This is a genomic window from Belnapia arida (assembly GCF_016773205.1).
In the GTDB taxonomy this organism is placed as follows: domain Bacteria; phylum Pseudomonadota; class Alphaproteobacteria; order Acetobacterales; family Acetobacteraceae; genus Belnapia; species Belnapia arida.
The window spans coordinates 212,982-237,958 of the sequence record NZ_JAETWB010000005.1 but is presented as its reverse complement, the minus strand read 5'-3'; the positions used below and the strand labels follow the sequence as shown (position 1 = coordinate 237,958).

General features: G+C 71.2%; 26 protein-coding genes. 7 read left to right on the top strand and 19 right to left on the bottom strand.

Annotated elements, in window-relative coordinates; translation table 11 throughout:
- The first annotated feature begins 169 nt into the window (after positions 1 to 169).
- Together JMJ56_RS14250 and JMJ56_RS14245 are read left to right on the top strand one after the other, a co-directional pair.
- Complete coding sequence (locus JMJ56_RS14250; protein ID WP_202832423.1) at positions 170 to 1,588, top strand: adenine nucleotide alpha hydrolase family protein; 1,419 nt, start codon at positions 170 to 172, stop codon at positions 1,586 to 1,588.
- Positions 1,589 to 1,702: 114 nt separating this feature from the next.
- Entirely contained in the window at positions 1,703 to 2,674 is a 972-nt protein-coding gene (locus JMJ56_RS14245) for a TAXI family TRAP transporter solute-binding subunit (RefSeq protein ID WP_202832422.1), read from the top strand.
- A 6-nt stretch (positions 2,675 to 2,680) separates the two neighbouring features.
- Here JMJ56_RS14245 and JMJ56_RS14240 read toward each other — a convergent pair whose 3' ends face one another.
- From JMJ56_RS14240 to JMJ56_RS14230, 3 genes are read right to left on the bottom strand one after another with little or no spacing between them, the layout of a single operon-like run.
- Positions 2,681 to 4,195 carry an argininosuccinate lyase gene (locus tag JMJ56_RS14240; RefSeq protein ID WP_236037745.1) on the bottom strand — a complete coding sequence of 505 codons (1,515 nt, stop codon included), beginning with the start codon at positions 4,193 to 4,195 and terminating at the stop codon, positions 2,681 to 2,683.
- Between the two features lie 54 nt (positions 4,196 to 4,249).
- Entirely contained in the window at positions 4,250 to 4,885 is a 636-nt protein-coding gene (locus JMJ56_RS14235; RefSeq protein WP_202832421.1) for an FMN-binding negative transcriptional regulator, read from the bottom strand.
- A 52-nt stretch (positions 4,886 to 4,937) separates the two neighbouring features.
- Positions 4,938 to 5,117 (bottom strand): hypothetical protein, encoded by a 180-nt coding sequence (locus JMJ56_RS14230; RefSeq protein ID WP_202832420.1) that lies wholly within the window; start codon positions 5,115 to 5,117, stop codon positions 4,938 to 4,940.
- Positions 5,118 to 5,215: 98 nt separating this feature from the next.
- Here JMJ56_RS14230 and JMJ56_RS14225 point away from each other — a divergent pair, with 98 nt between their 5' ends.
- Both JMJ56_RS14225 and JMJ56_RS14220 read left to right on the top strand, forming a co-directional pair.
- Positions 5,216 to 6,286, top strand: a complete 1,071-nt coding sequence (locus JMJ56_RS14225) for a mechanosensitive ion channel family protein (protein ID WP_202832419.1) — start codon at positions 5,216 to 5,218, stop codon at positions 6,284 to 6,286.
- A gap of 50 nt (positions 6,287 to 6,336) precedes the next feature.
- Positions 6,337 to 7,299 (top strand): Bug family tripartite tricarboxylate transporter substrate binding protein, encoded by a 963-nt coding sequence (locus tag JMJ56_RS14220; protein WP_202832418.1) that lies wholly within the window; start codon positions 6,337 to 6,339, stop codon positions 7,297 to 7,299.
- 104 nt (positions 7,300 to 7,403) lie between these two features.
- Here the strand turns inward: JMJ56_RS14220 and JMJ56_RS14215 are convergent, their stop codons facing one another.
- A complete protein-coding gene (locus tag JMJ56_RS14215) occupies positions 7,404 to 8,192 on the bottom strand; it encodes a potassium channel family protein (RefSeq protein WP_202832417.1) in 789 nt (262 codons plus the stop codon).
- A gap of 2 nt (positions 8,193 to 8,194) precedes the next feature.
- On the bottom strand, positions 8,195 to 9,430 hold the full coding sequence (locus tag JMJ56_RS14210) for an argininosuccinate synthase (protein WP_202832416.1): 1,236 nt from the start codon (positions 9,428 to 9,430) through the stop codon (positions 8,195 to 8,197).
- Between the two features lie 119 nt (positions 9,431 to 9,549).
- On the opposite strand from JMJ56_RS14210, the gene JMJ56_RS14205 reads away from it, so the two are divergent.
- Together JMJ56_RS14205 and JMJ56_RS14200 are read left to right on the top strand one after the other, a co-directional pair.
- Entirely contained in the window at positions 9,550 to 11,073 is a 1,524-nt protein-coding gene (locus tag JMJ56_RS14205) for a serine hydrolase domain-containing protein (RefSeq protein ID WP_202832415.1), read from the top strand.
- Between the two features lie 13 nt (positions 11,074 to 11,086).
- Entirely contained in the window at positions 11,087 to 12,655 is a 1,569-nt protein-coding gene (locus tag JMJ56_RS14200; RefSeq protein WP_202832414.1) for an ABC transporter substrate-binding protein, read from the top strand.
- Between the two features lie 41 nt (positions 12,656 to 12,696).
- Here JMJ56_RS14200 and soxA read toward each other — a convergent pair whose 3' ends face one another.
- The 9 genes from soxA to JMJ56_RS14155 all read right to left on the bottom strand — a co-directional run bounded on the left by soxA (position 12,697) and on the right by JMJ56_RS14155 (position 19,260).
- Positions 12,697 to 13,413: a sulfur oxidation c-type cytochrome SoxA gene (gene soxA, locus JMJ56_RS14195; protein ID WP_236037744.1), complete on the bottom strand. Its 717-nt coding sequence runs from the start codon at positions 13,411 to 13,413 to the stop codon at positions 12,697 to 12,699.
- Positions 13,410 to 13,730 carry a thiosulfate oxidation carrier complex protein SoxZ gene (locus JMJ56_RS14190; RefSeq protein ID WP_202832413.1) on the bottom strand — a complete coding sequence of 107 codons (321 nt, stop codon included), beginning with the start codon at positions 13,728 to 13,730 and terminating at the stop codon, positions 13,410 to 13,412. The genes soxA and JMJ56_RS14190 overlap by 4 nt, the downstream gene beginning before the upstream one ends.
- A gap of 4 nt (positions 13,731 to 13,734) precedes the next feature.
- Complete coding sequence (locus JMJ56_RS14185; RefSeq protein WP_202832412.1) at positions 13,735 to 14,196, bottom strand: SoxY-related AACIE arm protein; 462 nt, start codon at positions 14,194 to 14,196, stop codon at positions 13,735 to 13,737.
- A complete protein-coding gene (gene soxX / locus JMJ56_RS14180) occupies positions 14,162 to 14,572 on the bottom strand; it encodes a sulfur oxidation c-type cytochrome SoxX (protein WP_202832411.1) in 411 nt (136 codons plus the stop codon). Before soxX ends, JMJ56_RS14185 begins: the two co-directional genes overlap by 35 nt.
- Positions 14,559 to 15,779, bottom strand: coding sequence for an NAD(P)/FAD-dependent oxidoreductase (locus JMJ56_RS14175; RefSeq protein ID WP_328702381.1), 1,221 nt, complete (start codon positions 15,777 to 15,779; stop codon positions 14,559 to 14,561). Before JMJ56_RS14175 ends, soxX begins: the two co-directional genes overlap by 14 nt.
- Entirely contained in the window at positions 15,776 to 16,036 is a 261-nt protein-coding gene (locus JMJ56_RS14170; RefSeq protein ID WP_202832410.1) for a c-type cytochrome, read from the bottom strand. Before JMJ56_RS14170 ends, JMJ56_RS14175 begins: the two co-directional genes overlap by 4 nt.
- On the bottom strand, positions 16,014 to 18,194 hold the full coding sequence (locus tag JMJ56_RS14165) for a xanthine dehydrogenase family protein molybdopterin-binding subunit (protein WP_236037743.1): 2,181 nt from the start codon (positions 18,192 to 18,194) through the stop codon (positions 16,014 to 16,016). The genes JMJ56_RS14170 and JMJ56_RS14165 overlap by 23 nt, the downstream gene beginning before the upstream one ends.
- 10 nt (positions 18,195 to 18,204) lie before the next feature.
- Positions 18,205 to 18,669 carry a (2Fe-2S)-binding protein gene (locus JMJ56_RS14160; protein ID WP_202832408.1) on the bottom strand — a complete coding sequence of 155 codons (465 nt, stop codon included), beginning with the start codon at positions 18,667 to 18,669 and terminating at the stop codon, positions 18,205 to 18,207.
- A gap of 75 nt (positions 18,670 to 18,744) precedes the next feature.
- Positions 18,745 to 19,260: a cupin domain-containing protein gene (locus tag JMJ56_RS14155; RefSeq protein WP_202832407.1), complete on the bottom strand. Its 516-nt coding sequence runs from the start codon at positions 19,258 to 19,260 to the stop codon at positions 18,745 to 18,747.
- Positions 19,261 to 19,450: 190 nt separating this feature from the next.
- Here JMJ56_RS14155 and JMJ56_RS14150 point away from each other — a divergent pair, with 190 nt between their 5' ends.
- A complete protein-coding gene (locus JMJ56_RS14150; protein WP_202832406.1) occupies positions 19,451 to 20,008 on the top strand; it encodes a phosphonate degradation HD-domain oxygenase in 558 nt (185 codons plus the stop codon).
- On the opposite strand, the gene JMJ56_RS14145 is transcribed toward JMJ56_RS14150, so the two are convergent.
- Genes JMJ56_RS14145 through JMJ56_RS14125 form a run of 5 tightly spaced genes read right to left on the bottom strand, consistent with a single transcriptional unit; the run spans position 19,996 to position 24,921 of the window.
- On the bottom strand, positions 19,996 to 20,805 hold the full coding sequence (locus JMJ56_RS14145; protein WP_202832405.1) for a metallophosphoesterase family protein: 810 nt from the start codon (positions 20,803 to 20,805) through the stop codon (positions 19,996 to 19,998). The two genes, JMJ56_RS14150 and JMJ56_RS14145, sit on opposite strands and share 13 nt — an antisense overlap.
- The gene (locus tag JMJ56_RS14140; RefSeq protein ID WP_202832404.1) at positions 20,805 to 22,085 is read right to left on the bottom strand and encodes an ABC transporter substrate-binding protein; all 1,281 of its coding nucleotides are present in this window, start codon (positions 22,083 to 22,085) and stop codon (positions 20,805 to 20,807) included. Before JMJ56_RS14140 ends, JMJ56_RS14145 begins: the two co-directional genes overlap by 1 nt.
- Positions 22,086 to 22,100: 15 nt before the next feature.
- A complete protein-coding gene (locus JMJ56_RS14135; protein ID WP_202832403.1) occupies positions 22,101 to 22,910 on the bottom strand; it encodes a carbohydrate ABC transporter permease in 810 nt (269 codons plus the stop codon).
- Positions 22,907 to 23,788, bottom strand: a complete 882-nt coding sequence (locus JMJ56_RS14130; RefSeq protein WP_328702380.1) for a carbohydrate ABC transporter permease — start codon at positions 23,786 to 23,788, stop codon at positions 22,907 to 22,909. Before JMJ56_RS14130 ends, JMJ56_RS14135 begins: the two co-directional genes overlap by 4 nt.
- Complete coding sequence (locus JMJ56_RS14125; RefSeq protein ID WP_202832402.1) at positions 23,785 to 24,921, bottom strand: ABC transporter ATP-binding protein; 1,137 nt, start codon at positions 24,919 to 24,921, stop codon at positions 23,785 to 23,787. Before JMJ56_RS14125 ends, JMJ56_RS14130 begins: the two co-directional genes overlap by 4 nt.
- Positions 24,922 to 24,977 lie beyond the last annotated feature (56 nt).

Genomic DNA, 24,977 nt, shown 5'->3' with positions numbered 1-24,977 from the left:
CGCGCCCCGTCTGGCGATCCCGGCCGGCCTGCGGGAGCGGCGATGGCGCCGCAATTCGTGTAATTTAGTTAAGGTATTTTTCATCTAAAGCCTGCGCAGCCCGCCGATCGGAGTGGTGGCAGCCGCGGGTCCAAGGCTCCCCGGCCGAAAAGCAGGGGGAACAGGCCGGGTGCTGATCTCGGATGCGGGGCCGCGCGCCCATCGCCGCCAATTCGTCATCTCCAGGCAGCCCTTCCTGCCGGACGAGGACTGGACCTCGACGACCATTTCCAACGAATTCCACCTGTCCTACCAGCGAGACCTGCCGGTGCAGGTCCTGGAGCAGGGTGGCCGGAGCATGATGCTGCTTGGCTCTGCGATCGCCTTGGCGCCCGGGGCGGGGCCGGACGACCTGGCAGGACGCTTCGCCCGGATCGAATGGCCCTACCTCTATCCGGATCCGAGCGCGCTGCTGCCCATCCACTACGGCGATACGCCCGACGGGCCGCTCGTCACCTCGAGCCCGAGCCTCGCCGCACAGCTCGGTGGCGGCGCCGTCATTCACCGTGAGATCGCCTGGTCGGGGCTGAACTGGACCCCGCCCCCTGCCGCCGGGGTCGCCGGCATCGCCCGGTTGATGCGGGACCAGCGCCTCGCCATCCCCACCGCGACGGCGGAGCGCGTGGATTGCCCGATCCGTCCCGCCGCCTCGGTCACGGCCGCCCGGGACGGCATGGCCGCGGATCTGACGACGCTCGCCGGCACGCTCAAGGACCGCGCCGGCACCACCTACCTGGCCCTGACCGCCGGGCTCGATTCCCGCACCCTGCTCGCCAGCCTGCTCGCCGCCGGCACGCGCTTCGAATGCGTGACGCAGAGCTTCGACGGCGTGAAGCCGGCCGATATCGAGATCGCAGGCCGCATCAGCCGCCATCTCGGCGTCCGGCACCACGTCATCGGCCCCGAGGCCTTCGACGAGGCGGCGTTGCGCCTCTGGCGCGAGCATGGGCTCGAGAGCTACAGCGACGCCGACGATGCGCATCTGATTCCGCAGAACCAGTACCGCTTCCTCGGCGCCGACGACACGCTGGTCCGCGGCGGATGCTTCGAATTCGGCCGCCGATTCTACGCCTCGCGCTTCGTTGGCCTGAATTTCGGTAATGCAACCGGCGCGTCGCTCTGGTCCCGGTTCGAGGCCACGGCGCCGCATCCGCCGACGGTGGCGGCGCTCGATGCATGGCTCGACTGGCGCCGCCGCCATGACGATGGCCTCGACCTGGTCGACTCCTTCTACCTCGACCAGCGCGCCGGCGGCTGGCTCTCCGCGGTCGAGCATGGGCTGGACATGCTGCCTGGCCGCTCGCTCCCCGCGGCGAATTGCAGCCGCATCCTGTCGGCCCTGATCACGCCGCCCGAGCCGGACCGGTCGGACGGCCGGTTGCAGCGCGACGTCATCCGCCTGCTGGAGCCGGGACTGCTGCGCTTTCCCGTCAACCCGGTGGGCTTCGGCGACCGGGCGGTCCGCCTGCTGCACAGGACCCGCGACGGCATCAAGCGGCGCATCAAGCGGGTGCTGCCGGAGGCGATGGTCCGGCGGCTGCGGCGGTAACCCGCAGCGTCACGTCGGTGCCAGGGCAGCTACCCGCCACCGGTGAGGGCTTCCCCGGGACAGCGCCCGGCCTTATTGATCCTGCAATCAAACGTCCATTCCGGGAGCAACGCCATGACCATGCTCACCCGCCGCACCGCCTTCGGCGCCGCCGCCCTGCTCGCCGCCCCGCGCCTGGCCAGCGCCGCCGACACCCAGCTTGCGATCGCCACCGGCACCACGGGCGGCGTCTACTACCCGCTCGGTGGCGGCCTCGCGAACATCCTCTCCCGCACCATCCCGGGGATGAGCGCGACCGTCGAGGTCACCGGCGGCTCCGTCGCCAACAATCAGCTGCTCGGCGCCGGCCGCGTCGGCCTCATCTTCTCTCAGGTCGATGCCAGCGTGGATGCGGTGAACGGGCAGGACCGCTTCCGCGGCCGCCCGGTGAAGGTCCGCGCCATCGCCGTGCTCTATACCAACCGCATGCAGGCGGTGACGACGGCCTCAAGCGGCATCCAGAGCATCGCCGACATGAAAGGCAAGCGCATCTCGAGCGGCGCGCCCGGCTCGGCCACCGAGGTGATGGCCTTCCGCCTCATCGAGGCCGCCGGGCTCGACCGCGACAAGGATTTCCGTGCGCGCGAGCGCCTGTCGCCGGCCGAGAGCACCAATGCCGTCAAGGACGGCAAGCTCGACGCCTATTTCTTCGTCTCCGGCGTGCCGACCAGCGCGGTGACCGACCTCGCCGCCTCGCCCGGCATCACCATGCGGCTGGTCGATCATGCCGACCTGGTGCCGAAGATCACCGCCAAGTACGGCCCGGTCTATTTCCCCGAGGTGATCCCCTCCGGCACCTATCCCGGCCAGACCACGGACAACCAGCAGATGTCGGTGGCCAACATCCTCGCCGTGCTCGACACCATGCCGGACGAGCAGGTGACGAAGATCCTGGAGAGCACATGGAACGGCCGGGCGGAACTCGCCCAGGTGCATGCCGAGGGCCGCGGCTTCACGCTCGATCGGCAGAAGACCTCGGCGGCCGGCGTGCCCTGGCACCCGGCGGCCGAGGCTTTCTGGAAGAAGCAGGGCGCGACCCTGGCCTGACCGGCGTCACCGAGCCCGGGCGAGAATCCTGCCGAAGTCGCCGTCGAGCGCGGCGAGGGCGGCATCGATCCGGGCCTGGCGCTCGGCGATCCAGCCCTCCTGCGCCGCCAGCCTGTCGCCGGCGGCGCGCAGCATCCGCGCCATCTCCGCCGGCTGCGGTCCGCCGCTGGTCGCCCGGTTGCGGATGATGGCCGCCGGGTCGAGTGCGGCACGGAATTCCGCCTCGTTCATCGGCAACTCGGCCTCCGGCAGGCGCATCTCGTGCAGCGTCTCCGCATAGATGCGCCGCGCCTCCGCATAGGGGAAGTCGGCCGGGCGGATGTCATGCGCCTTGGCGTGATCCACCACCTCGGAGGCGAAGTGGTGGCCGACGCGGAAGGGCAGGCGGTAGCGTCGCATCAGAACATCCGCCACCTCCTGCGAGGCGGTCCAGTCGCTGTTCAGCTCCTCCAGCGCCCGCTCCGGGTTGAGGACCAGGGCGTGCAGGATGCGGTCCCAGCGCTCCAGCAGGGCCACCGTGGCGGCGATCACCGCCATGTTGTCGGCGGTGACCTTCGGGTCGTTCATGCCGGGCGGGATGTTGTGCGCCTGCAAGGCCCGACCCATGCCGAGCGTCACCACCGTCGAGGCCTGCCGCCGCGCATCGTTCAGCAGGCCCGGATTGCGCTTCTGCGGCATCGCGCTCGAGACATAGGTGTTGCCGCCGCCTTCCTCGAGCAGGATCCAGGGGCGCGGCTGCGCATATTGCGTCATCACATCGGCGATGTGGGCGCCGGCATGGAGCGCGACGCCGGTGGCGATGGCGCCGATCTCGACGGGCAGGTCGGTGGCGGCGACCTGCGCCGCGTCATAGGCATTGTCCACCTTGTCCGGGAAGCCGAGATAGCGCGCCATTCGGTCGCGGTTCAGCGGCCAGCTCGTGCCGTTCAGCACCGTCGTGCCCATGGGCGAGAGGTCGAGCCGGGCATAGGCCTCGCGCAGCCGCTGCGCGTCGCGGTCGAGCCCGGCGATGTGGCCGAGCAGGTAATGGCCGTAGCTGTTGGGCTGGGCGGCGACGCCGTTGGTATAGTTCGGCACCGGGGTGGCAGCATGCCGCTCCGCGACGCGGAGCATCGAGTCCGTGGTGCGGCGGAGCTGCCCGGCCAGGCGCAGCAGCCCGTCGCGCAGCATGGCGGCGCGGACCGTTGCCAGCATGTCCTGGCTCGACCTTCCGGCATGCAGCAGCGTGGCCTCGACGCCCGCGGCCTCGATGAGCAGCGGCTCGAAGGTGATGACCAGACTGGGGCGCTGCCCGCCCGGCCGGTTGCCCGCCTGGAGCACGGCGTCGAGCCCGGCGGCGATCCGCGGCGCGAGCGCCGGGTCCAGCAGCCCTTCCTCGGAGTTGATGACGGTGCTGGCCTTGTTGATCTCGCCGAGCCAGAAGAACTCGTCCCGCCGCGGCGCCGGCTGCGCGGCCAGCGGTGGCGCCAGGCCAGCCATCATTATCCCCACCCCGATCATGGCCCCGATGCCACGCAGCATGGCCTGCCTTCCCCGATGCGTCCGCTGGAAGGCTAGAGCCGGAGGCGGCGGGGGTCAGCCCCCTTCGGCCAGGCGCCGCATCGCCGCAGCCGTGGCGCGGTCGCGCGGGTCATGGCTCGCGGCCAGCCCCGCTACCGCGCCGTCCCGGTCGGGGGCGGCGCGGTTCTGGCTGAGCTTCCGCTTGCCGGTCAGCCGCTCGATCCGCAGCACGAAGCCGACGATCCCCTTCAGCTGGCCGGCGACGAAGGCTTCCGGCGCCTCGCCGACCGACCAGGGGCGCGGCTGTGCCGCCTCCTTCTCCTCGGTCAGCCGGCTGACGATGCCGTGCAGCCGCGCCGCATCCTCGATGATCTCGACCGGCCCCTCGGCATGCACCGCCTCGTAATTCCAGGTCGGCACCACCCGGTGATGCTCGGCCTTGGACGGATACCAGTTGGGCGAGACATAGGCCTCCGCCCCGCGGAAGATGGCGATGGCCCGGCCCGCCGCGCGCAGTGCCGCCGCATGCGGGTTGGCGCGCGCCAGATGCCCGATCAGCTCGCCTCGCTCGGCATCCAGCGTCAGCGGCAGGTGCGTAACGTCCGGCACGCCCTCCGCCCCGTTCGAGACGAGCAGCGCCAGCCGCGCCTCGCGGATCAGGCCATGCAGAATCTCCGGGCGGTCCTCCCGGAAGGCGGCAGGGTTGTACATGGGCCGAACATGCCCGCACTTGCCCCGCCGCGTCCAATGCAGGGGGCGCGGATCAGCGCTGCTTGTCGTCCGCCGTCTCGGCGGCGGCGCTCTCGGTCTTGGCCCGATCGTCGTTCGGCCGACCCCCGGGCGAGCCGCCCGCCTCCTCGATCTCCTCCGGCTTCGCCGCCCCGCGGGACATCTCCTCCTCGCTCCACGGCTTCTCGCCCGTTCCCTTCTTCTCTTCCGGCATCTCGCATCTCCTCCGTATCGAGTATCCAGCGCGGCCCGGGCGCCACGGTTCCGCCGCTGCCGCGTTGGGGCGCCGGCTGCCCGATGGAAGACGTGCCCATGCTGAGCAATCTCCTGGTCGGAGGGCGGGAACTGCCGCTCTGGCTCTCCCTCCTGATCCCCTTTGTCCTCGCCCCGGCGCTGGCGCTGGTGGCGCTCCGCCTCGTCCATGCGCTGCTGGACCGCGTGCTGGCCGGCAGCCAGGCCCGGCTGCTACGCCGCATCCTGGCTGATGGCCGCGGCGCGGTGCGGGTCACCATCGCCCTGCTGGCGGTCGAGGTGGCGCTTCCCGCCGTGGACCTGCCGACCGCCGCCGAGCAGGCCGCCAGCCGCGCCGCCGCCCTCGGCCTGGTGGTGGCGATCGGCTGGGCGCTGACCCGCAAGGTCGCCGCCGCCTTCGACGCCTATCTCGAAGGCGAACTGGGCGAGAATGCCGACTGGCTGCAACGCCGCCGCCGCACCCAGCTGATCGTCTTCCGCCGCCTCGCCGTCTCGGCCGGCATCACCCTGACCGCCGGCCTGGTGCTGACCGCGATCCCTGCCGTCCGCGCCGTCGGCCTCAGCCTCTTCGCCTCGGCCGGCGTCGCCGGCATCGTCGCCGGCCTCGCGGCGCGGCCGGCCGTCTCCAACCTCATCGCCGGCATCCAGATCGCGCTGACCCAGCCGATCCGCCTCGGCGATGCCGTGCTGGTCGAGGGCGAATGGGGCCATGTGGCGGAGATCACCGCGACCTACGTGACCATCGCCACCTGGGACCAGCGCTCCCTCGTCGTCCCCATCGGCTACTTCACCGAGCGGCCGATCCGCAATTGGACCAAGACCAGCGCGCAGTTGCTCGACACCGTCTTCGTTCACATGGACTACACCGTGCCCGTCGCCGAGCTGCGCGCCGAGGCGCAGCGCATCGTCGAAGCGACCCCGCTCTGGGACCGGCGCGTCTTCGCCGTGCAGGTGACCGACCTGAAGGAGCGCAGCGTCGAGATCCGCGTGCTGATGAGCGCCGCCAATTCCGGCGCGATGTTCGACCTGCGCTGCCTGATGCGGGAGCAGCTCATCGCCTTCCTCGCCGAGAAGTACCCGCGCTCGCTGCCCCAGGCGCGCCTCGCCGTCTCCGAGCTGCGGGCCGCTTGACCGTCGCCGCCCGCGCCCGCAGCCTGCGCCGAAAGCCGGGGGAGGAGGCCATGCCAGGACGCCGCATGCTGATCGGGGGCGCGCTCGCGGCTGCCGCCATCCGCCCTGCCGCGTCGCAGGCCTGGCCGGACCGCCCGATCCGCATCATCGCCCCCTATGCCCCCGGCGGCCAGTCCGACACGGTGGTGCGCCTGCTGGCGCCGAAGATGGCGGAGCATCTCGGCCAGGGCATCGTCATCGAGAACCGCACGGGCGCCGGCGGCTCGATCGGCGCCGGGGCCGTCGCGCAATCACCGGCCGACGGCCATACGCTGCTCTTCGAGAGCTTCGCCTTCCTCGTCGTGCCCTTCATCGTCAAGGGCCTCACCTTTGACTACGAGACGGCCTTTGCCCCGGTCGGCCAGGCGGTCGCGCTGCCCTACGTCCTGGTCGTCCGGCACGACTTCCCGGCGCAGGATGTCGCCGGCTTCCGCGCCTATGCGAAGGCCCATCCCGGCGTCAGCTACGGCACGCCCGGCATCGGCACGGTCGGTCACCTGGCCGGCGCCCTGCTGGAGAGGCGCGCCGGCATCAGGCTGGAGCACATCCCCTACCGCGGCGGCGCGGAATCGGCGCGCGACCTGGCGGGCGGCGTCATCGACGCGGCGATCGGCACGGCCAATACCTTCGGCCCGCTGATCCAGGACGGCAAGGTGCGTGGCCTGGCGCTGACCAGCGGCGAGCGCCGCGGCAGCCTGCGCAGCCTGCCGACCATCGCCGAAAGCGGCTTCCCGGGCTACGACCTGACGAGCTGGAACGGCCTCTTCGCGCCCGCCGGCACGCCCGCCCCCGTCATGGCCAGGCTGGAAGCGGCGCTGCTGGCCGCCACCGGCGACCCGGCGACGCAGGAGCGGCTGACGATGGCCGGCAACGACGTGGTCACCGAAGGCTCCGCCGCCTTCGCCGCCCGCATCCAGCGCGAGCGGGCGGTGGTGAAGCAGATCGTCGCCCAGACCGGTCTCCGGGCGGAGTAGAGCAAACCCCGGACGGGTGGAATTACCCGGGAGGGGTAATTTGATCGATTGGACAACAGGCTGGAGCGGCTTCCGCGAGCGCGGTCGAGCGGAGGCCGCTCCAGTCAGCCCTCGCCCTCGTCCGGGATGTTGAGCAGGATGCCGCAGGCCTTGCAGTGGACCGCATCCGGCTCGTGCCGCTGCAGGCCGCAATCCGGGCAGGAGAAGCGCACCTTGTTCGGCCGGAACAGCGTCTGCGCCAGCCGGAGGAACAGGGTGACGCCCGCCAGCATGATTACCACAGAGAGCAAGCGCCCGAGCGGCCCCTGCAGGGTGATGTCGCCGAAGCCCGTCGTCGTCAGGGTGGTGACGGTGAAGTAAAGCGCGTCCGAGTAGTTGGTGATGTGCGGGTTGCCGCGGTGCTGCGTCTCGAAGACCACGCCGGTCATGACGAAGATGAAGACGCCGAGCTGCGCCGCCGCCAGCGCCGCCTCCTCGTTCTGGCGGAAGAAGGGAAGGTCGCTGCGGAGCGAGGTGATCAGCCGGACCGAATGCAGCAGCCGCAGCGTCCGCAGCACCCGGAGGAAGCCGAGCCCGCCATGCAGCAGCGGCGCGAGCAGCAGGGAGAGGATGCCGAGCAGGTCGGCCAGCTCCAGCGGCTGCGTCAGGCTCCGCCAGGGTCGCGCGCTGGCACCGACCCGTGCGGCGAACTCGGCCAGCAGGACGAGGCCGAGCCCGACATCCACCGCCAGCACCGGCGTGCTGAGCGGCAGGAAGGAAGCCGTGACGATCCAGCCGATGCTGACCAGGTCGAGGCCGAGCAGGGCATAGCGGAAGCGCCGGGCCTCCGGCACCTCCGCCCGGTAGAGCCTCCGCAGCACGACCCGGACCCGATCGCGCCGCGGCCACCGCATGGCTACAGCGCGCCGCCGCGGCGCCCGGCCATGGCGCCGAGGCGGAGCCGCAGCGCGTTCAGCTTGATGAAGCCCTGCGCGTCGAACTGGTCGTAGGCGCCCTGGTCCTCCTCGAAGGTGACGTGCTTCATCGAGTAGAGGCTGTTGGGCGAGCGGCGGCCGGTGACGATGACATTGCCCTTGTAGAGCTTCATCCGTACCTCGCCGCTGACGCTGTGCTGGCTCTCGTCCGCCATGGCCTGGATCATCCGCCGCTCCGGGCTGAACCAGAAGCCGTTATAGACGATCTCGGCATAGCGCGGCATCAGGCTATCCTTGAGATGCGCCGCCTCGCGGTCGAGGGTGATGCTTTCCATGGCCCGGTGCGCCTGCCAGAGGATGGTGCCGCCCGGCGTCTCGTAGCAGCCGCGCGACTTCATCCCGACGAAGCGGTTCTCGACCAGGTCGAGCCGGCCGATGCCGTTGGCTTTGCCGAGCGCGTTCAGCTCGGTCAGCAGCGTCGCCGGGGACATGCGGCGCCCGTTGATGCCGACCGCGTCGCCGCGCTCGAACTCGACCACGATCTCGGTCGGGCTGTCGGGCGCCTCCATCGGGCTGATGGTGCGCTGCCAGACCATCTCGTCCGGCGCGTCCCAGGGCTCCTCGAGGATCTTCCCCTCGGAGGAGCTGTGCAGCAGGTTGGCGTCGACCGAGAAGGGCGCCTCGCCGCGCTTGTCCTTGGCGATGGGGATCTGGTTGGCCTCGGCGAACTCCAGCAGCTTGGTGCGGCTCGTCAGCTCCCACTCGCGCCAGGGGGCGATGACCTTCACATCGGGCTTCAGCGCGTAGTAGCCGATCTCGAAGCGCACCTGGTCGTTGCCTTTGCCGGTCGCGCCATGGGCGACGGCATCGGCGCCGACCTCCTCGGCGATGCGGATCTGCTCCTGCGCGATCAGCGGCCGGGCGATCGAGGTGCCGAGCAGGTACTGGCCCTCATACAGGGCATTCATCCGGAACATCGGGAAGACGAAGTCCCGCACGAATTCCTCACGCAGGTCGCGGATGAAGATGTTCTCCGGCTTGATGCCGAGCAGCAGCGCCTTGTCCCGCGCCGGGCCCAGTTCCTCGCCCTGGCCGAGATCGGCGGTGAAGGTCACCACCTCGCATCGATAGGTGGTCTGGAGCCACTTCAGGATGACGCTGGTATCGAGGCCGCCGGAATAGGCCAGAACGACCTTCTTGACATCCTTCACGCGCATGGTCCTGGTCCTGACGGGGCTGGAGGTGGCCGGAGCGGGCCAGATGCCCCGTTTGCCGCGCGAGGACAAGGGCTTGGCCGGCGGCTTTCCTTTTCGCCGCCGTTGCGCCACCGTGCCTCATGCCCCGCTTCGATCGCAGCGCCGCCGCCGCCCATGCCGAAGCCCAGGCCGCCGCCTGGACGGCCGAGGCGGGGCCAGGCGGGGCAATCCTCCTGTTCGGTCGCGACGGCCCGACCCATGCCGCCTGCGGCGGCCTCGCCGACCTGGCCCATGGCCTCGGGATCACCCCGGACACCGCCTTCCGCTGGGCCTCCCTCACCAAGCAGGTGCTCGCCGCCCTGGCCCTGCGCGCCGGGCCGGGGCTGGAGGCCAGGCTCGGCGGTCACCTGCCCGGCCTCTCCCCGGCCGTGGGCGCGGTGACGGTCGGCCATGCGCTCGGCATGACCTCCGGCCTGCCGGATGCCATGGAGGCCGCCTGGCAGTGCCATGTGCCGCCCTCGGCCGCCATGTCGCGGGACATGCTCCTCGACTTGGTGGCGAGGCTGCCGGCGCTGAATTACCCGCAAGGGACGGAAATCAGCTACACCAATACCGGCTACCGCCTCATGCAGCACCTGCTCGAAGGCCGGGCCGGCGATGTCGGCGCGGCTTGGCGCGAGACCTTCTTCAAGCCGCTCGGCATGGCGGCGACGCAGTTCCCCGAGGACTGGACCGACCCGGTGCCCGGCCTCGCCCGCGGCTACTGGCGCGACGACGCCGGGCGCTGGCATGAGGGGCGCTACGGCCCGCATCTCTCCGCCTCGGGCGGCCTCGCCGGCCCGGCCCTCGACCTCGCCGCCTGGCTTGTTGCGCTCATGGCAGGGCACGGCCCGCTCGCCGGTGTGCTCGACGCCCTCGCGGCGCCGCGCCGCCTCGTCGACGGGCGGGAGACCGCCTATGGCCTCGGCCTCGGCCGCACGCCGCTCGGCCCGCATGTCCTGCTCGGCCATGGCGGGTCGCTGCCCGGCTTCAAGAACCAGGTCCTGTTCAGCCGCGAGCTGGAGGCTGGCGTCATCGTCCTGACCAACCGGGAGGACGTGGACAGCCTCGCCCTGGCGCTGGCGGTGATGGCGGCCGGCCTTGGCCTCGACCCGGCGCCACCGGTCCTGCCCGGCACGCTCCGCCCGGGCCTCTATGCCGCCGCGGATGGCGGGCCCTTCTGGATCGAGGTGGAGGGCAGCGCCGTCACCTTCCTTGGCGCGCGCGAAGGCCTCGTCGCGGGCGAGGATGGCTGGGCCGTTTCGTGCAGCCCCTATATGTGGATGCGCCTCCGTCAGGAGGGCGCGGCGATCGCCGGCGAGGTGAACCACGTCGCCCGCCGCTTCCTCCCCGTGCAGGACGCCGCCCACGACCCCGCCTGGCAGGGCGAATGGCGCAACGAGGAGTTCGGCAGCGCTTTCGCCATCGGCCCCGGCGGTGGGACGCTTACCATGGGCACCGGCCCGCTGCGCGCCGCCATGCCGCTGCTGCCGCTCGGCGGCGGGCGCGCATTGTTCCGCCGGGCCGACGGGCCCTGGGCGCAGCGCCCCTGCCTGCATGTCCAGGGCGACCGCGCCCGCCTCGTCACCAACCGCTGCCGGGTGCTCGATTACCGGCGGGCATGAAGGAAGGCCACCGATGACGCTCCGCTCCACCATCCTGGCCGCCCTGCTCGGCGCCGGGCTGGCGCTGCCCGCCGCCGCGCAATCCGTGCTGCGCGTCGTGCCGCATGCCGACCTGAAGACGCTCGACCCCGTCGCCGTCTCCGTCAGCATCACCCGGCTGCACGGGCTGATGATCTACGAGACCCTCTTCGCCTGGGACTCCGGCCTGCAGCCCCGGCCGCAGATGGTGGAGCGCTGGTCGGTCAGCGAGGATGGGCTCACCTGGCGCTTCACCCTGCGCGAAGGCCTCCGCTTCCATGACGGCAGGGCGGTGACGACGCGCGACGTCGCCGCCTCGCTCCGCCGCTGGATGGCGCGCGACATCGTCGGCTCCCGCCTCGGCGATGCGCTGGCCAGCCTCGACATCACCGACGAGCGCAGCTTCGCCCTCGTCCTCAAGCGTCCCTTCGGGCTGATGACCTATGCGCTCGGCTCCGCCGTCGGCGCCATCCCGGCCATCATGCGCGAGGAGGATGCGGCGACCGATCCCGGCCGCCCGATCGCGACCACCATAGGCTCCGGCCCCTTCCGCTTCGTCCGCGAGGACTGGATGGCCGGGCAGCGCGTCGTCTATGCGCGCAACCCCGACTACCGCCCGCGCAGCGAGCCGGCCGATGGCCTCGCCGGCGGCCGCGTGGTGAAGGTGGACCGGGTGGAGTGGCGCAACATCCCCGATGCCTCGACCGTCGCCGCCGCGCTGCAATCGGGCGAGATCGACATCTGGGAGCAGGTGGCGACCGATCTCGTGCCTGTCGTCTCCCGCCAGCGCGGCACGGTGGTGGACCGGCTGAACGCCCTCGGCACCCAGGGCATGCTGCGGCCGAACAGCCTCTTCCCGCCCTTCAACGACCCACGCGCACGGCTGGCCCTGGCCTATATCGTCGACCAGGCGGAAGCCATGGCCGCCGGCTTCGGCGACCAGCGCTGGTGGCGGCGTTGCGAGGCCTTCTTCGTCTGCGGCACCGCCTATGGGTCGGAGGCCGGGTCGGCGCCCTACGCCCGGCCGAACCTGGAGCGCGCCCGCTCGCTCCTCGCCGAGGCCGGCTACCGCGGCGAGCGGCTGGTCTTCATCACCACCAACGACATTCCCTGGATCGGCCGCATGGCGGAGGTCGCCGCCGCCGGCATGCGCCAGGCGGGGATGAACATCGACCTGCAATACAACGACTGGGGCACGGTCATCACCCGCCAGCCGCGGAAGGACCCGCCCGCCCAGGGCGGCTGGAACATCTTCGCCACCGGCGCCTCGGGCGCGACGATGTTCCATCCGCTGACGAATATCGGCACCGGCATGGCCTGCGACGGCCGCAACTGGGCCGGCTGGCCCTGCGACGAGGAGGCGGAGCGGCTGCGTCTGGCCTTCATCGAAGCGGCCGACGAGGCAGAGCGCAAGCGCCTGGCCGAGGCGCTCCAGGCGCGCCTCGCCGAGGTTCAGCCCTACCGCCCGCTCGGCCAGGCCGACATGCCCTATGCCCGCCGGGCCAATATCGAGGGCATGCTGCCCTCGCCCGTCATGGTGTTCTGGAACGTCGAGAAGCGCTGAGCCTCGCGGCGCATGGCGGCTGGCAGGGGGGGCGCCCCGGCTCAAGGCCGTACGGCCGGCGTCTCCACAGCCATGCCGGCCGCGCGGCGCATCAGGAACAACTCGATGGCGACGTATTCGGGCGCGCCATAGGCATAGGGCTCCGACCGCACCCCCATCATGCAATTCCGCAGCCGCCGTTGCAGCGAGCCCATGCCCTGCCATTCCAGCCGGTAGAGCGGATAGCCGGTCGGATGCGCCTCCGGGATCGGGCTGCCGGCCAAATGCCGCCCGGCATTGGCGTCATGGCATTGCGCGCAGGAGAGATCGAGCTGCCCGCGCCGCTCGCGGTACAGCGCCTCGCCGCGGGCCAGCGCCGGTGCCAGGCGCGGATCGTCCGGCGGGTTGACCGGCATCCCGCGCGATTGCAGGCCGATGACCGCCGCGAGCGCCAGCGCCTCCTCGGATTCGCGCGGGAAGGGCGTGCGATGCTGCCGTGCCTCCTGGCATTGCGCGATCCGCCCCGCGAGGTCGATCGGTGCCGCATCCAAGGCCGGGTAGCGGGCGGCAACGCCCCGCATCCCCACCACATCGCCATGGCAGCCGGCGCAGCCCGCGCTGTCCCAGAGCGCCCGGCCCTCCTCCACCCAGAGCATGCCAGGGTTGGCGCTGTCCTCCCGCTGCATCGCCTGCGTCTCCGGCGACATCAGCGCGAAGCTGGACTCGCGCGCCTCCGCCGTGGCGCCGAGCAGCAGCAGGGCGAGCGCGAGCCGCCTCATGTCACCGTCAGGCTGCGCGTCTCGGTCTGCTCGAAGCCGTTGTCGCCCGTCCAGGTGAAGGCGAGGATGCCGCTCTCCGCCGCCACCAGGCTGAAGCTGAGGAAGGGATTGGCCGCGATGGCGGGCGCCAGCTCCGCCGCGAAGACCTCCTCGTTGTCATAGAGGCAGGCGAAGCGGGTGATGATGTCGCGCGACGCGACGCTGCCATCCGCACGGGGCCGGTAGCCGGTCTCCATCACGTGCTGGATCAGCGTGCGGATCTCGATCACCTCGCCGCGCCGGGCGGTGCGGGGCAGGTTGATGAGGACGCGGGCCATCGCCTCAGCCCTCCACGCAGGCGGCGAGCGTCACGATCACGTCCGCGCTCGCCGCGCGGAAGCTGCCGTCGCTCATCTCCGCCACCGCCACCAGCCGCTGCGAGGTGGCGAGCCGCATCCGCGTCGAGAGCCGCGCCCGCCCGGCCCGCGGCCCGAGCCGGGCGGTGACGACATGCGGCTGCGGGTTGCGCTCGTTGAAGAGGGCGATGCGGCGGACATGCTCCTCCTCCGTCATCGGGCTCTCGACGGCGATGGTGACCGGCACGGTATTGCCGTTCTCCACCAGCGGCGGGATGTCGAGCGTGACGCCGCCCTCCGCCGGCTCCGCCCCGCCGGTGAAGCCGAGCACCGCCTCGCGCAGCCCCGGCCGCTCCGCCCGCGCCGGCCGGGCCAGCACGACGGCGAGCAGCCCGGCGCCCAGCGCGCGGCGTTCAATCCCTGAGCGTGACAAGGAAGGCGACGACATCCTCGATCTCCCCGGCGGCCAGGATCGGCCGCCCCTGCCAGGCCGGTCCGACCCGGACCAGCCCCTCGGTGCGGTAGTAGGAGGGCATGATGGTGTCCGGGTTCAACCGTCGCCCATCGACGAGCCGCAGCCGCAATTGCCCCTCCGTCAGCCTCGCTCCTGCCCCGGCCAGGCTCGGCGCCAGGTCGCCCTGGAACCGCTCCTCGGGGAAGGGCCCGGCATGGCAGAGCAGGCACAGCCCCCGCTGCCGCGAGGTGACGATGGCCCGCCCCCGCGCCGCATCGCCCGGCTCGCCGGTGAGGGAGGGCATGCCCTCCTCCGCCCGCGCCCCGCCCGCCAGCAGCAGGACCAGGAGCGCGGTCCTAGCCGAAGGCATCGGCCGTGACGGTGTGGAACCAGTCCTCCGCATACCCCGCCTCCGCCGCCCGCACCGCTGGCGGAGCGCCGAGCGCACTGGTCCCGCCCGCCCCCGGCACATCCGCCAGCAACCCGTCCTTCGGCTGGTAGACGCCCGCGATGGAGATGCCGTAGCCCGGCTCCACCAGGCTGTAGCAGGTGTTGATGAGCTTCGGTGGGGCAGGGGCCTCGCCCCGCAGCAGCGCCGCCACCGCCTCGGCGCAGACCAGCGCCTGGGCATGGGCAGCGAAGGCGGATTTCGGCATGGCGCCGGCGATGATTGCATCGCCGATCAGGTGGATGCCCGGCCGCTGCCGGGACTCGAAGCTGACCGGATCGACCGCGCACCACCCGCTGCGGTCGGTGAGCCCCGCCGCCTGGGCGATCCGCCCGGCCGATTGCGGCGGGATGATATTGGCCACCGCCGCCTGATGCTCGCCGAACTCGGTCCGCACCACCCGCGCCGCCGCATCCACCTCCACCACCTTGCCGCCCGAGGAGAGCGGCACCCATTCCAGCAGGCCGGGATAGAGCGCCGCCCAGGCCTCCTCGAAGAGCTTCTGCTTGGAGAAGGCATCCTTGGCGTCGAGCAGGATCAGCTTGGAGCGCGGCTTATGGGTCTTGAGGTAGTGCGCGATGAGGCTCGCCCGCTCATAGGGGCCGGGCGGGCAGCGATAGGGGTTGGCAGGCGCCGAGAGCACCACTAGCCCGCCATCCTCCATTGCCTCAAGCTGCCGCCGCAGCAGCAGGGTCTGCGGCCCGGCGCGCCAGGCATGCGGCATCGCCTCGGTGTCGAGGCCGGGGATGGCATCCGGGTGCAACGCGATCCCCGGCGCCATCACCAGCCGGTCGAAGGGGAGGGCGTCGCCATCCGCCAGCACCACCCGGCGGTCCTCGACCGTCCGCGCCGCTTGATGCACCACGGCGATGCCCTCCCGCCGCAGCCCGTCATAGCCGAAGCGCTGCGCCTCCATCTCCCGCAGCCCGGCGATGACCGCGTTGCTGAAGGGGCAGGAGAGGTAGGTGGCGTCCCGCTCCACCAGCGTCACCGAGACACCGAGGCGGTGCAGCGCCCGCGCCGCCGCCGCGCCGCCGAAGCCGCCGCCGATGACGACCACCTTCGGCGCCGCCTGCGCCAGGGCGGGCGCGGCCAGCAGCGCCGCGCCGAGCAATGCCCGCCGCCTCACCGCGGCGCCGAGACCCAGGCGGCGATGGCCCGGATCTCCGCCTCGGTGAAGCCGCGGGCGATGCGGTCCATCACCGTGGGCGATCCCTGGCCCGCCTTGTAGCCAAGCATCGCCGCGACGATCGCCTCCGCCGGCTGCCCGGCGAGCACTGGCATCCCGCCCCCGCCATGGCAGCCGGCACAGGAGGAGGCGCCAGGCGGCGGCGCCGCCACGGCCGGCAGCGCCACCATCACGCTAAGCGCGACGCAGATCCGCATGCTTCAGCGGCAGCTGCCGCACCCGCTTGCCGGTCGCGGCGAAGATCGCATTCAGCACCGCCGGCGCCGCGACGGCGATGGTCGGCTCGCCGACCCCGCCCCAGAAGCCGCCCGAGGGCATCAGGATCGCCTCCACCGCCGGCATCTCCGCCATGCGCATGACCGGATAGGTGTCGAAATTCTCCTGCTCGATCCGCCCCTCGGCGACCGTGCACTCGCCATGGAGCGCCGCGCTCAGCCCATAGACGAAGGACCCTTCCACCTGCGCCGCGATCTGCTGCGGATTGACCGCATGACCCGGATCGGTGGCGGCGGTGATCTTGTGGATCGTCAGCTCGCCGGCCGGGCTGACCGAGACCTCGGCGCAGGCCGCGACATAGCTGCCGAAGCCCATGATCTGGGCGAGGCCGCGCGCGCGCCCCTCCGGCGCCGGCTGGCCCCAGCCGCCGCGCTCGGCGACCGCGTTCAGAACGGCGAGGTGCTTCGGACTGTTCTTCAGAAGAGCCCGTCGGAACTCCAGCGGGTCGCGGCCCGCCGCATGCGCCAGCTCGTCCATGAAGCATTCCACATAGACGGCGTTCTGGTTGAGGTTCACCCCGCGCCAGAAGCCCGGCGGCACATGCGGGTTGCGCATCGCATGGTCGATCAGGATGTTGGGGATGGCGTAGCCGAAGGCCCCTTCCTCGCCGCCTGGGCTGAGCCCCTGGAACACCACCGGGTCCCGCCCGTCGCGGATGTTCTGCGGGAAGATGCCGGCGACGATCGACTGGCCGGAGATGCGCATGGCAAGCCCCGTCAGGTTGCCCGCCGCATCCAGCGCGCCCGTCAGCTTGCACTGGGTGATCGGGTGGTAGCGCCCGTGGAGCATGTCCTCCTCGCGCGACCAGAGCAGCTTCACTGGCGTGCCCGGCATCTGCTTCGCGATCTCGACTGCCTGGCGCACCCAGTCATGCACCGCGCCGCGCCGGCCGAAGCCGCCGCCGAGATGGATCTTGTACACCTCGCACTTCGCCGGCGGCAGGCCTGCCGCCTCCGAGGCCGCGGCCAGCGCCGCCTCGCCATTCTGCGTGGGCGTCCAGACCTCGCACCGCTCCGGCGTCCAGAGCGCCGTGGCGTTCATCGGCTCCATCGTCGCATGGTTCTGGAAGGGGTAGCCGTAGACCGCCTCCACCCGCTTCGCGGCCGATGCGATGGCCGCCCTGGCATCGCCCGCGCGGTTGCCGATGGCGGCCTCCGGCGCCTCCAGCCCAGCCTTCAGCACCTCGGCGATGCTGGCGGAAGACACCTGCGCATTCGGCCCGTTGTCCCAGGTGATGGGCAGGGCATCGAGCGCCGTCTTCGCCCGCCACCAGGTATCGGCGATGACGGCGACGGCGGTCTCGCCCACCTGCACCACCTTCTTCACCCCCGGCATGCCGGCGACCTTGGCCGCATCGAAGCTCGCCACCTTGCCACCGAAGACCGGGCAGTCGCGGATGGCCGCATTCAGCATCCCCGGCAGCGTCAGGTCGGCGCCGTAGATCTGCTTGCCGTTGGTCTTGTCCACCGTGTCCAGCCGCGGCAGCGGCTTGCCGGCGATGGTCCAGTCCTTCGGGTCGCGCAGCGGCATGTCGGTCGGCGGCGTCAGCCGCGCCGCCGCCTCGGCGACCTTGCCATAGGTGGTGGTCCGGCCGGAGGGCTGGTGGGTGATGGTGCTGTTCGCCGCCCGGCACTCGGAGACAGGCACGCCCCAGCCGCGGGCCGCGGCCTCCACCAGCATCATCCGTGCCGCCGCACCGCCCTTCCGCACAACGTCGTGGCTCTCGCGAATGCCGCGGCTGCCACCCGTGGACATGTTCCCCCAGGCGCGGTTGCGCGCCAGGTTCTGCCCCGGAGTCGGGTATTCCGTGGAAACCTTGGACCAGTCGGCATTCAGCTCCTCGGCCACGAGCTGGGCGAGGCCGGTGAGCGTGCCCTGGCCCATCTCCGAGCGGGCGATGCGGATGATGATGCTGTCATCCGGCTTCACCACCACCCAGGCATTGACCTCGGGCGAGGCGGCGCCTTGCGCTGCCCCCTGGGCGACCGCCTCCGGCACGCGAATGCCGAGGGTGAAGGCCCCGAGCGCCGCCGAGACCTGGAGGAAGCCGCGCCGATTCAGGCTTGCGATCTGGTTCATCCCCGCCCCCTCAGCCATTGGCCTGGTTGCCGCCGGCCGCCTGCTTGATGGCGGCCTGGACGCGGTTATAGGTGCCGCAGCGGCAGATATTGGTGATCTCGCCGCGGATATCGGCATCGCTCGGCTTCGGGTTGGCGGCGAGCAGGGCTGCGGCCGCCATGATCATCCCCGACTGGCAGTAGCCGCATTGCGGCACGTCGAGTGCCACCCAGGCCCGCTGCAGGGGGTGGCTGCCATCGGGCGAGAGCCCCTCGATGGTGACGATCTTCTGGTTCTCGTCGAGGGCCGAGACGGGCGTCGAGCAGGAGCGGGTGGCGACGCCGTCCACATGCACGGTGCAGGCGCCGCATTGGGCGACACCGCAGCCGTATTTGGTGCCGGTCAGCCCCACCTGCTCGCGGATCGCCCAGAGGAGAGGCGTATCGTCCTCGACCGCGATATCGACGACACGCCCGTTGATGTTGAGCCTGGCCATCCCGCCCTCCCCCAGCTTTCGCCGATCAGCCTAGCGGGGGAGGTGGCGCGGGGCCAGGATGTTGCAACGGGACGGTCAGGCCGCCGCTTCGGTCACCGCCACATAGGGCAGGCGCTTCACGCGGTCCATGTTCATGCCCTCGATCCGCAGCAGCCGGGTCGGGCCGTCGCGGCGGGGGGCGTGAAGCTCGCCCGGCTCGTAGAGATAGGCATCGCCTGGCTGCAGCGAGTAGTCGCGCACCGGCTTCGCCTTGCCAGGGGTGCTCTCGGTCGGGCGGGCGAGGCATTCGTAGTCGGTCATGATCGTCTCGCCCTCGGCCTGGCCGTAGATCGCCCAGGAGGGGCCGTGGTCATGCGGCGTGCTGCTCTTCGCCCCGACATAGGCATGGGCGAGGATGGCGAAGCCGAGCTCCGCGTCCTCATAGATGACCTTCCGCTCCGGCGTGCCCTCGGGCAGGATCGAGGCGACGAATTCGCGGTCCTGCAAGGCCTTCTGCACCAGCTCGCAGACCGCGACCCGCCCCTCGGTGCCGGGGTGGGACTTGAGGGCGTCATGGCAGTCGGCGGCGAATTGCTCGAGCGTCAGGGCCATGGCCTGGCCTCCTTGCGTGTGATGGACTGACGGACGGTAATCCCCGCGCCGATGGTGTCAACCACGCCGGTTGCGGCCGGGCGATTGCGACGATGCGATGAAACATCAGCCTGGGCGCCGCCCCGCCCGTGTACGGCCTGGGCGGGCCCGCCATAATCTCCGGCCCGATCGCAGACCGCAGGGTACCCGCATGATCGACCCACGCCTCGCCCGGATCGAGGGCCTGCTCACGCTCAAGGCCGACGGACAGTACGGCCTCGCCGAGATCAACCAGCGCCAGCACGCGCTGCAATCCGCCTGGCTGGCGAAGCGGCAGGGCTGCCCGCCCGCCCTCATCGCCGCCGCGCTGATGCACGACATCGGCCACCTGGTCCACGACCTCGGCGAGAACCCCGCCGAGACGGGCATCGACGACCAGCATGAGGCGGTGGGCTACGCCTTCCTCACCCGCTGGTTCGGGCCGGAGGTGACGGAGCCCGTCCGTCTCCACGTCGCCGCCAAGCGTTATCTCTGCGCGACGGAGAGCGACTATTTCGGCAAGCTCGCCCCGGATTCCATCCGCAGCCTGGAGCTGCAAGGTGGCCCGATGTCGGCCGGGGAAGTCGCCGCCTTCCGCGCCATCCCGGAGGCCGAGGCGGCGGTCCAGCTTCGCCGCTTCGACGAGCAGGCCAAGGTGAAGGGGCTGGAGACGCCCCCCGTCACCCACTTCATGCCCTATGTCGCCGCCTGCATCCGTCAGCCCGGATAGGTCTCCGCCCGGATCGCCGAGAGCCAGGGCAGCTCCATCCCCTCGGGCGAGACGAGGCTGGTTTCCACCTCGTCCTCCAGCAGCCGGTGTAGCAGCGCCCCGGTGCGGCGCTCGCCCGGCAGCCCGTCCTGCGGCAGATCGACGACGAAGGAGGCCGGCGGCGCCCAGGCATAGCGCACCGCGCCTCGCTGGAAGCCGTGATGCAGGTGCAGGTGCCCCGAGGCCACCAGCCGCAGCCCGGGATGTCCCAGCACCGGCGCCAGCGCCGCCCGCGCCTGCGGCGGCACCGACCAGTAGTCGAAGGTCGGATCGCTGGGTTTGGTGATGAAGACCGGCTTGTGCAGAAAGAGTGCTAACCGCCGCTCCGTCGCCGCCGCCTCGGCGATGAAGCCGGCCTGCGCCGCCTCCGCCTCGAGGCCGGTGCCCATGATCTCGGTATCGAGGCCGATGATCCGCCAGCTGGGCACATCCCGCATCCACCAGTCCGGCCCCACCACGTGCCGGAACCGGTCGAGCCGCGCCGCATCCACCGGCTGCGCCGGCATGGTGCGGGCATGGCTGCCGACATCATGGTTGCCCGGGATGGCGAGCAGCGGTACCCCGAAGCCTCGCAGCGTTTCCACCGCGAGCGCCAGGTCCTCCTCCCGGTCCGCCCCATCCAGCGACAGGTCGCCGCTGGCGATCAGCAGGTCGGGCCTCTCTGCCTCCGCCCAGTCCCGCAGCCGCGCCAGGTTCGTGCGGAACAGCCCGTTCCGCGGCGAGAGATGCGCGTCCGAGATCTGCAGGATGGTGAACATCAGGTTCCCCGCCGTGGCAGCAGCCGGCGCACCTCGGCCGCCATCTCGGGCAGCACCTGCTCCGGCGTCGCCCGCTGCTCGACGATGCGCGCCGTGTTATCGACGATCACCTGCGTCACCCGCACGCTGTTGGCACCGGGGAAGGCATACCACGGGATCGAGATCGGCACCTGCTTCACCGCCGTCGTGTAGAGCGGATTGTCGCGGTAGAACTCGCCGAGCCAGCGCGGATCGTCGATGGCGATCTGGTTCATCGGGATGTAGCCGGTGTTCCGCGCCATCAGCGCCGTGCCCTCGGGGCTGGTCGAGAAGCGGAGGAATCTCCACGCCGCCTCACGCTTCGCCGGGTCCTTCGCCGTCAGCATGCCCGCCGCGCCGCCGGTCGGCAGCCGCCCCTTCTCGGCATCGATGATGGGCATCGGCCCCGTGCGCAGCTCGAAATTCCGGCCGACCTGCTGGATGGCGCCGCGCAGCACCGCCGTCGTCCAGTACATCATGCCGAGCTTGCCTGCGGCGAAGGCCTGCTGCGCCGCATCGGTGGTGAGGTTGGGCATGCCGCCCTCCTTCACCATGCGGTCGATCAGCCGGAGGCTCTCCAGCCCCTCGCGCCCGGCGAAGCCGATGTCGCGCTCGTCCTCCGTCAGCATCCGCCCGCCATGGCCGAAGAGCAGGGCGGAGAACATCCAGTCATCGCCCATCCAGCGATAAAACATGCCCTCCGTCCCGTCGCCGAGCGCCTCGATGCGGCGGGAAAGCGCGATATGCCCGTCCCAGTCCGTCGGCATCCGGTCCGGGTCGCCGCCCGCGCGCCGCACCAGGTCCGCATTGTAAAAACACACAGGGTTGGAGGCGGCGAAGGCCAGCCCCGCCTGGAACCCGCCGAAATGGCTGAGCGCCAGCAGGTTCGGCGCATAGCCCAGCGCCGCCGGGTCACCCTCGGCCGTCAGCATCGGCATCAGGTCCTGGGCGATGCCGCGCTCGGCGAAGAGCCGCAGCCGGTTGAAGCCCTGGTAGGTGAGGTCTGGCATCCGCCCCGCCGCCTGCTGCCGCAGGATGAGCTGCATGCCCTCCTCGTAGTTGGGCGTGGTGACGAACTCGACCTGGATGTTCGGCTCGCGCTTGGCGAAAGCCGCCGCAATCGCGTCGTAGCTCTCCTTGTAGATGAAGGGCTGCGCGTAATGCACGGTGATGGAGACCGGCGCCTGCGCCCGGCCGATGCGCGGCGCGGCAAGCGCCATGGTGCCGAGCGCGAGCGTCGCGCGGCGGGTAATCAGGGCCATGATCGTCTCCTTCTGTCAGCCTTTGAGTCCGGTGGTGGCGATGCCTTCCACGAAGCGGCGTTGCGCCAGCAGGAAGGCGAGCACGAGGGGCAGCGTCATCAGCACCGCCGCCGCCATCATCGCGCCGAAATCGTCTCCCGCCTCCTCGGAGCGGAAGTAGAGGACGCCGAGCGCCGGCGTCGCATGCTCATGCCCCTGCACGACGATCAGCGGCCAGAACAGGTCGTTCCAATGGCTGACGACGGAGAAGATGGCGAAGGCCGTCGCCGCCGGCCAGGCATTCGGCAGCACCACGCGCCAGACGATCGACCACTCCCCCATCCCGTCCAGCCGCGCCGCATGCAGCAGGTCGTCCGGCAGCGCGCTGAAGAACTGCCGGAACAGGAAGATGGCGAAGGCCGAGATGGTGAAGGGTGCGATCAGCGCGGTGTAGCTGTCGAGCAGTCCGAGCCCGCTCGCAGCCACATAGAGCGGCAGCGCCGGCACATGCGGCGGCACCAGCAGCCCGAGCATTACCGCGCCGAAGGCGATTCCCCGCCCGGGGAAGCGCAGCTTGGCCAGCGCATAGCCCGCCGGCACCGCGAAGAGCAGCTGGAAGAGGAGGATGCCGCCGCAGACGACGATGCCGTTCCAGATGTAATGCAGCACCGGCACGCGGGTCAGCACCTTGCCGTAATTCTCGGCGGCCGCGAATTGCTCCGGCCAGATCGAGAGCGAGGCGCGGAAGATCTCGCTGACGGGCTTCACGCTCGCCGCCACCATCCAGAGATAAGGCATCAGCACCAGCGCGCCGAGCAGCGCCAGCACCGCGATCCGCGCCCTCATGCGTAATGCACCCGCTTGTCCAGCACCCGTGTCTGCACCCACATCAGTGCCAGCACCACGGCGAGGAAGACGAGGGTGATCGCCGCCGAATAGCCGAGCCGCAGATAGGTGAAGCCCTGCTGGTACATGGTGAACAGCAGTACTTCGGAGGCCTTGTTCGGCCCCCCCTGCGTCAGCACCGCCACCGTGTCGAAGACGCGGAGGGAGCGGATCATGCTGATGGTCAGCACGAAGAGCGTCGTCGGCCCGAGCAGCGGCCATGTCACCAGCCGGAAGCGGTCGAAGCCGCCCCGCGCCCCATCCACCTCGGCGGCGGCATAGAGCTCGCGCGGAATGGCGGTGAGACCCGCCATGAACAGCACCATGTTGAAGCCGATGCTCTCCCAGACGCCGATGGCGGCGAGGCTCAGCAGCACCGTGTCGGAAGAGGAAAGCCAGAAGGGCGTCCCCACCCCCATCGCCCGCAGCGCCGCGTTCACCGGCCCGATGGTCGGATGCAGCAGGTACTGCCAGGCCGCCGCCATGGCGACCGTGAGCGAGACCACCGGCAGGAAGAACACCGCGCGGAAGAAGGCGCGCCCCTTCACCCCCGCTTCCACCAGCAAGGCAAGGCCGAGCCCGCCGAGGATGGAGACCGGTGTCACCAGCCCGACATAGACCACCGTGTTCCTCACCGAGACGCCGAAGCCCCGGTCGGCCAGCATCTCGCGGAAATTGTCGAGCCCGATCCAGCCGAGCGCCGGCGCCCCCAGCTCGTAATCGGTGAAGGCCAGCAGCACCGTCGCCAGCGTCGGCAGCAGGAGCAGCAGCAGGTAGGCGATGCCCGCCGGCAGCGTCATCAGCGCCCCGGCCACCGCCTCCCCGGCGAGGCGCCTCACGCCGCCACCAGCGCGGCATCCGCACGCGTCGCCACCCGCCTGCCATCGGCCCCGAACAGCAGGGCCCGTCCCGGCGCGAAGCCAAGCCTGAGCGCCGCCCCCGGCTGCAAGCCCTCCCGCGCCTCCGGCTCCAGCCGCGCGATCAGCGGAGCCCCGTCCGGTGCGTGGCGCGCATGCAGGAGAAGCCCGTCGCCGAGGAATTCCAGATGCTCGAGCACCGCCGGCAGGCCCGCCGGTGCCGGCCGCAGTGCCTCGGGCCGCAGCGCCAGCGTCAGCGTCCCGCGCGCCTCGGTCCTGAGGCCGGCTGGCAGGCCGGCGACGGTGACGCGCCCCGCCGCATCCGCCTCTGCCGCCAGCGTGTTGATGCGGGGCGAGCCGATGAAGCCTGCGACGCGCAGATCGGCCGGGTCGGCATAGATCGCCTCGGGCGAGGCCACCTGCAGCAGCTCGCCCCCCATCATCACGGCGACCTTGTCGGCCATGGTCAGCGCCTCGGCCTGGTCATGCGTGACGTAGAGCGTGGCAACGCCCGCCGCGCGATGGATGTCGACGATCTCCCGCCGCGTCTGCACGCGCAGGGCCGCGTCGAGGTTGGAGAGCGGCTCGTCCATCAGGAAGGCTGCCGGCCGGCGGATGATCGCCCGTGCCAGCGCCACCCGCTGCCGCTGCCCGCCGGAGAGCTGCCCCGGCCGCCGGTCCAGCAGAGCTGCGAGCCCGAGCGGCGCCGCCGCCCGCACCACCTCCTCGCCGATTGCCGCCCGTTTCGCCCGCGTGCCTGGCAGCAGCCGCCCGAGCAGCGGCATCCGCTCCGGCGTCGAGAGCCGCCGCATCGCCAGCGGCACGGCGATGTTCTCCCGCACCGTCAGATGCGGGTAAAGCGCATAGGACTGGAACACCATGGCAATGTCCCGCTCGGCCGGCCGGAGCCGCGTCACCGTTCGGTTGCCGATCACGATCTCGCCAGCATCTGCCGTCTCGATCCCGGCGATGATGCGCATCAGCGTCGTCTTGCCGCAGCCCGACGGCCCAACCAGCGCCATGAACTCCCCGGGTTCCACCGTGAGCGACACGCCTTGCAGCACCGGCGTGGCGCCGAATTGCCTGACCACGCCGCTGATGGTGATGCCTGCCACGCCAGCCCCTTCGTCCTGATTGCGGGGCCGGCTCTAGTCGCACCCGGTGACAGTGG